The organism is Pseudonocardia sp. SID8383 (assembly GCF_009864975.1).
GTDB classification, from domain to species: domain Bacteria; phylum Actinomycetota; class Actinomycetes; order Mycobacteriales; family Pseudonocardiaceae; genus Pseudonocardia; species Pseudonocardia alni.
This window is the reverse complement of the sequence record NZ_WWFY01000712.1, coordinates 1-6,405: the sequence shown is the minus strand read 5'-3', so window position 1 is coordinate 6,405 and position 6,405 is coordinate 1. Positions and strand designations below refer to the sequence as shown.

Genomic DNA, 6,405 nt, shown 5'->3' with positions numbered 1-6,405 from the left:
CACGGGACCGGACCGCGCGCCCGGGCGGGAGCCCACTCCCGGGCGCGCGGTCGGTCACGAACCGGGGCGGGCGCGGGGCCCGCCCGGTGTCACTCGGCCTCGAAGCCCAGGGCGTCGACGACGGCGCCGATCTGCGCGTCGGTGTCGGCGACGGTGTCGTCGAGGTACTCGGCGACCGGGGTCAGCTCGGCCGCCTGCGCGGTGCCGGTGAGCGCCAGGGCGGCGAGCGGCGCGGCGACGACGCCACCCACGAGGGCGAGGGCGCGACGACGACGGGCCTGCTGGGGAGCGTGGGCCATGGTGATCCTCCTGTGGTTCAGGGACACGGGCTGTGTCCCTGTGCCACAGGACGATTCCTCGACGAACCGGTGGAGATCAAACCCTGGTGTCCGGTTTTACCGGCTCTTCATGATCATCGAACAATGAGGTACGGAGGCCCAGGTCAGGCCATTCAGACTATGGGGGTTACGCCATACGGCGGTAATGCCCGCGCAACATCAGGCCTGCGTGACGGGCACGCTGACCTCTCCGCGCTCGGCCTTCAGCCCGATGTCGGTGCGGTGGTGCGAACCCGCGAGGCGGACCGGCTCCAGCCGGGCGTAGGCCTCGGCCCGGGCGGCGGCGAGGTCGGAGCCGGTGCCCACGACCGACAGGACGCGCCCGCCGGAGGAGACGACCGCGCCGTCGTCGCGGCGACGGGTACCGGCGTGCAGCACGCCCTCCCCGTCGGCGCCGCTGATGACGTCACCGAGCCGTGGGGTGGCCGGGTAGCCCTCCGCGGCGACGACGACCGTCACCGCCGACCCGTCGGCCCACTCGATCGCGGGCTGGTCGGCGAGGGTGCCGGTCGCGGTGGCGAGCAGCAGCTGCGACAGCGGGGTGCGCAGCAGTGCCAGCACGGCCTGGGTCTCCGGGTCCCCGAAGCGGCAGTTGAACTCGATGACCGCGGGGCCCTGCGAGGTCAGTGCGAGACCGGCATAGAGCAGCCCGGTGAACGGGGTACCGCGGCGCACCATCTCCTCGGCGACCGGCGCGACGACCCGGGCGACCAACTCCTCGGCGAGGTCCTCGCCCGCCCAGGGCAGCGGGCAGTAGGCGCCCATGCCACCGGTGTTGGGGCCGGAGTCGTCGTCGCCGACGCGCTTGAAGTCCTGCGCGGGCAGCAGCGGCACCACGGTGGCGCCGTCGACGAGGCAGAACAGCGACGCCTCGGGCCCGTCGAGGAAGGACTCCAGCAGCGCCGGGTGGCCGGCGTCGAGCAGCCCGAGGGCGTGCGCGCGGGCCACCTCGATGTCGCCGGACACGACGACGCCCTTGCCCGCGGCCAGCCCGTCGTCCTTGACGACGTAGGGCGGGGTGAACACCGACAGCGCGGTGTCGAGGTGCGCCGGGTTGTCGACGACGACCGACGAGGCCGTCGGCACCCCGGCCGCGCTCATGACGGCCTTCGCGAACGCCTTGGACCCCTCGATCCGAGCCGCCTCGGCGCTCGGACCGAAGCAGGGGATGCCGGCCTCGCGCACCGCGTCGGCCGCACCGTTGACCAGCGGGCCCTCCGGCCCGACGACCACCAGGTCCGCCTGCCAGGTCCGCGCCACGTCGACGACGGCGCCGTTGTCGGTGACGTCGAGCCCGAGCTGCTCGGACACCGCGGCCGTCCCCGCGTTGCCGGGGGCGACAGCGAGCGCCGTCACCTCCGGGTCCTGCGCCAGAGCCACGGCGATGGCGTGCTCTCGCGCACCGCTTCCCACGATCAGGATCCGCACGGTGGCCGAGCGTATCCGTGCACGTCGGACAACGGGGAACCGGTGTCCGCTCAGCCGTCGCAGCGTTGCAGGTGGGCCCCGATCAGCGCGGTGACGTGGGTGGGGTGCTCCTGCTGCGGGAAGTGCCCGGTGGCCGGGAGCGTGTGGTGGGTCAGCCCTGCGCCGGCGAACCGCTCGTCGCCGCGCATGGTGGTGTCGAGCACGCACGGGTCGTCGGCGCCGTGCACCTGCAGCACCGGCACCCCGACCGGCCGGGAGAGCTCGCGGGCGAACCGGCGGCCGTCGGGGCGCACCTGGGAACGCATCGACCAGCGGTAGTACTCGAGGCTGCAGTGGGCGACGGTGGAGATCCGCATCGCCTCGGCGTTGCGGGCGACGGCGTCGGCGAAGTCGGTGGTGGCGGCCCACTCCGGCCCCGCCCACGCCCGCATGATCCGCCCGACCCGGGCGCCGCCGTCGGCACGCAGCGAACGCTCCGGCAGCCGCGGCAGCTGGAACCCGGCCATGTAGCGGCTCGCGCGGCCCTGCCCGAGCGGGTCGCGCAGCACCGCGTCACGCATGACGACCGGGTGCGGCGCCCCGAGCCCGGTGAGCGAGACGACCAGCCGCGGGTGCAGCGTGGCGACCGTCCAGCCGATGGCGGCACCCCAGTCGTGCCCGACGACGTGGGCACGCGGCTCCCCGAGCGCCCGGATCAGCCCGGCGCAGTCACCGGCGAGGGTCCACAGGTCGTAGCCGCGGGGGGTCTTGTCGGTGTCGCCGTAGCCGCGCAGGTCGGGCGCGACGACCCGGTAGCCGGCGTCGCCGAGGGCGAGGAGCTGGTGGCGCCAGGTCCACCAGAACTCCGGGAAGCCGTGCAGCAGCACGACCAGCGGGCCGGTCGGCGGGCCGTACTCGGCGAGGTGGATGCGGATGCCGTTGGCCGACACCGCGCGGTGCGTCCACGGACCGGGCACCCGGACGACCGAGGGGTCGGGCGGGGTACCGGTCGTCGCGGACACGCCGGATCAGCCCGCGGCGGCGTGCCGCCCGGAGGTGCCGTCGGCGATCTCGCGGACGTTGTCGCGGTCACCGCGGTGACCGCGCTGGGCGAGCACCTGGGCGGAGTCCTTGAGCGAGTCGATGGTGCGCTCGGGCTTGCGGATCTTGCGGACCCGCAGGTAGCCGAGGAAGCCGAACAGGCCGGCGACGAGCAGCATGAACAGGAACGTGATCCCGAAGCCCGCGGCGCGGTTGAGCCACAGCGACAGGAACTCGGCCAGGGTGAAGAACAGGTAGAACAGGCTGAACAGCCCGACCACCGCCGCGATCACGAAGAAGACGCTGCCCTGCACGCCTTTCTTCACCTCGGCCGTGACCTCGGCCTTGGCGAGCTCCACCTCCGACCGGACCAGGGTGGAGAGGTGGGTGGTGACGTCCTTCGCGAGGGCACCGAGGGACGCGTCGCGCGGCCCCGGCTCGTTGGTGAGCGGGATCGAGGGCAGGACCGGCGGAACCTCCGCGTTGCCCGACTGGCTGTTGCTGGCCACCGTCTTCCCTCCTGCTGGTGCACTCGCCTGCCCGGGGCGCTGGGGATCCCCCGGACGGCCGTCGTTCGGTGAGCCGCCATCGTGCCACGGGGCCCGGCGACCCGCTCGGCTGCGCCACGCCGGGGACACGGCCTCACTCGTCCGGGCGGCCGCGCAGTTTCTTGATCTGACCGCGCCGGTTCTTGGCGTCGAGCCTGCGACGCTGCGAACCGCGCGTCGGACGGGTCGGGCGACGGGTGCGCGGGCCCGCCGCGGTCGCCTCAGCGAGCAGGGTCGCGAGCCGCCCGCGGGCGGCCTCGCGGTTGCGGAGCTGGCTGCGGTGCTCGGAGGCGACGACGGTGAGCACGCCGTCGACGAGCCGGTTCGCCAGCCGTGACAGGGCGCGGTCGCGCAGGTCGTCGGGGACGCTCGGCGAGGCCGCGAGGTCGAAGGACAGCTCCACCCGCGAGTCGGTGGTGTTGACGCCCTGCCCACCGGGCCCCGAGGCACGGGAGAACCGCCAGTGCAGCTCGCGGGCGGGCACGACGAAGCCCCGCCGCACCTCGATCGGGTCGTCCACACCGACCAGTGTCGCCGATCGGCCCCGGGTCCCGTGCGGTGAGCACGGGCCCGGGGCCGCCGGGACCGGAGGGTCAGTCCTCCTTGGACTCGCTCATGCCGGACGAGATCAGGTCCATCACCGACGAGTCGGCGAGGGTCGAGACGTCGCCGACGTCCCGGTTCTCGGCGACGTCGCGCAGCAGGCGGCGCATGATCTTGCCGGATCGGGTCTTCGGCAGCTCCTCCACGACCAGGATCTGGCGCGGCTTGGCGATCGGGCCGATCTCCTTGGAGACGTGGTCGCGGAGCGCCTTGATGGCCTCCTCGCCCTTCGCCTCGTCCTTCGACGCGCTCCCGCGCAGGATGACGAACGCGACGATCCCCTGGCCGGTGGTCTCGTCGGAGGCGCCCACGACCGCGGCCTCGGCGACCGTCGGGTGGCTGACCAGCGCCGACTCCACCTCGGTGGTCGAGATGCGGTGCCCGGAGATGTTCATGACGTCGTCGACGCGGCCGAGCAGCCAGATGGCGCCGTCGTCGTCGTACTTGGCGCCGTCACCGGCGAAGTAGTAGCCCTGCTCGGCGAAGCGGGACCAGTAGGTGTCCTTGTAGCGCTCGGTGTCGCCCCAGATGCCGCGCAGCATCGACGGCCACGGCTTGTCGAGGACCAGGTAGCCGCCCTCGCCGTTGCCGACCGGGGTGCCGGTGTCGTCGACGACCGTGGCGGAGATGCCCGGCAGCGCACGCATGGCCGAGCCCGGCTTGGTCGCGGTGACGCCCGGGAGCGGCGCGATCATCTGCGAGCCGGTCTCGGTCTGCCACCAGGTGTCGACGATCGGGCAGTTCTCCTTGCCGATCTTCTCCCGGAACCACATCCAGGCCTCGGGGTTGATCGGCTCGCCGACCGTGCCGAGCACCTTCAGCGAGGACAGGTCGTACTTCGCGGGGATGTCCTCGCCCCACTTCATGAACGTGCGGATCAGCGTCGGGGCGGTGTAGTAGATCGAGACCTTGTACTTGTCGACGATCTCCCAGTGCCGGCCCTCGTGCGGGGTGTTCGGCGTGCCCTCGTACATCACCTGCGTGGCGCCGTTCGCGAGCGGCCCGTAGACGATGTAGGTGTGCCCGGTGACCCAGCCGATGTCGGCGGTGCACCAGTAGACGCTCTCGCCCGGCTTGTGGTCGAACACCACGTCGTGGGTGTAGGCGGACTGCGTGAGGTAGCCGCCGGAGGTGTGCAGGATGCCCTTCGGCTTCCCGGTGGTGCCCGAGGTGTAGAGGATGAACAGCGGGTGCTCGGAGTCGAAGGACTCCGGGGTGTGCTGGTCGGAGGCACCGTCGACGGCGTCGTGCCACCACACGTCGCGGCCGTCGGTCCACGGCACGTCGGTCTCGGTCCGCTTCACGACGAGGACCTTCTCGATCGAGGTGCCCTCGACCGCCTCGTCGGTGTTCTCCTTCATCGGAGCCGGCTTGCCGCGGCGGTACTGGCCGTCGCTGGTGATCAGCACCTTGGCCTCGGCGTCCTCGATGCGCGCCTTGAGCGCGCCCGGGGAGAACCCGCCGAACACGACGCTGTGCAGCGCACCCAGGCGGGCGCAGGCCAGCATCGAGAACACGGCCTCGGGGATCATCGGCAGCTGGATGGCGACCCGGTCGCCCTTGCCGACGCCCAGCTCGGTCAGCGCGTTCGCGGTCTTGGAGACCTCGCGCTGCAGGTCGGCGTAGGTGATGGTGCGGGAGTCGCCGGGCTCACCCTCCCAGTGGATGGCGACGCGGTCGCCGTTGCCCGCCTCGACGTGCCGGTCGGCACAGTTGTAGGCGACGTTGAGCTCGCCGCCGACGAACCACTTCGCGAACGGGGGCTCCCAGTCCAGGACGGTGTCCCACTTCGTCGTCCAGTGCAGACGGTCGGCCTGCTCGGCCCAGAACCCCTCGCGGTCGGAGTCGGCGCGGTCGTACCAGTCGGCGGTGGCGTTCGCCTGCGACGCGAACTCCTCCGACGGCGGGAACGCCCTGCTCTCGGTGGAGAGTGCGCTGAGCGCAGAACTCTTCTCGGACTCGGCCATGTCCTCGTGTCCTCCTCGACGCGGCGGGTCACTTCGGGCCGGCGTGGCGGCCTCGGGCGCACTCGGTGTGCGCGCACGTGTGCCGTATGACGCTAGTGAAACGTCGTGGCCCGTGCACCGTCTGTCGGGACAGGTACGGACAGGCCACAGGGGCCGCACCTGACCGTCCGCGCAGGTCGGGGGCCACTCCCCGGTGCGTCACGGAGGTTCGCGGGACCCTCGGCGGTGGACGGACGGGCGTCCGGCGGTCGGTGGATCACCATGACCGGTCGTCGAGCGGTCCGCACCGCAGGGGTACTACCCGACGGTAACCCACGGGTTGGGACGATGACGCCCATGGCCCGCCCCGCAGCAGCCGATCCGCTCGCCCCGCTCGCCGCCCTCCCCGGCGTCGCCGAGGCGGTCTCCCGCGCCCGCGACGCGGCCACCGAGGTGCACAACCAGCCGGTCAACCGGCGCGGGTGGCCCGCGACGGCCGCCGAGGCCGCCCTGCGCGCGGCC

Annotated in this window: 6 protein-coding genes and 1 pseudogene; 1 reads left to right on the top strand and 6 read right to left on the bottom strand. The window is 72.7% G+C overall.

Going from position 1 to position 6,405, the window contains the following annotated elements:
• Window positions 1-89: 89 nt before the first annotated feature.
• The 6 genes from GTW08_RS31120 to acs all read right to left on the bottom strand — a co-directional run bounded on the left by GTW08_RS31120 (window position 90) and on the right by acs (window position 5,904).
• Window positions 90-299, bottom strand: a complete 210-nt coding sequence (locus tag GTW08_RS31120; protein WP_139282823.1) for a hypothetical protein — start codon at window positions 297-299, stop codon at window positions 90-92.
• A gap of 198 nt (window positions 300-497) precedes the next feature.
• Window positions 498-1,766: a phosphoribosylamine--glycine ligase gene (gene purD, locus GTW08_RS17240; RefSeq protein WP_073575816.1), complete on the bottom strand. Its 1,269-nt coding sequence runs from the start codon at window positions 1,764-1,766 to the stop codon at window positions 498-500.
• Between the two features lie 50 nt (window positions 1,767-1,816).
• On the bottom strand, window positions 1,817-2,767 hold the full coding sequence (locus GTW08_RS17235) for an alpha/beta fold hydrolase (RefSeq protein ID WP_073575815.1): 951 nt from the start codon (window positions 2,765-2,767) through the stop codon (window positions 1,817-1,819).
• Between the two features lie 6 nt (window positions 2,768-2,773).
• The gene (locus GTW08_RS17230; RefSeq protein ID WP_073575814.1) at window positions 2,774-3,295 is read right to left on the bottom strand and encodes a phage holin family protein; all 522 of its coding nucleotides are present in this window, start codon (window positions 3,293-3,295) and stop codon (window positions 2,774-2,776) included.
• A 133-nt stretch (window positions 3,296-3,428) separates the two neighbouring features.
• On the bottom strand, window positions 3,429-3,854 hold the full coding sequence (arfB, locus tag GTW08_RS17225; protein ID WP_073575813.1) for an alternative ribosome rescue aminoacyl-tRNA hydrolase ArfB: 426 nt from the start codon (window positions 3,852-3,854) through the stop codon (window positions 3,429-3,431).
• A 73-nt stretch (window positions 3,855-3,927) separates the two neighbouring features.
• On the bottom strand, window positions 3,928-5,904 hold the full coding sequence (gene acs / locus GTW08_RS17220) for an acetate--CoA ligase (protein ID WP_073575812.1): 1,977 nt from the start codon (window positions 5,902-5,904) through the stop codon (window positions 3,928-3,930).
• A 336-nt stretch (window positions 5,905-6,240) separates the two neighbouring features.
• Here acs and GTW08_RS17215 point away from each other — a divergent pair.
• Window positions 6,241-6,405 (top strand): annotated as a pseudogene (locus tag GTW08_RS17215) (oxidoreductase); the annotation flags it as partial.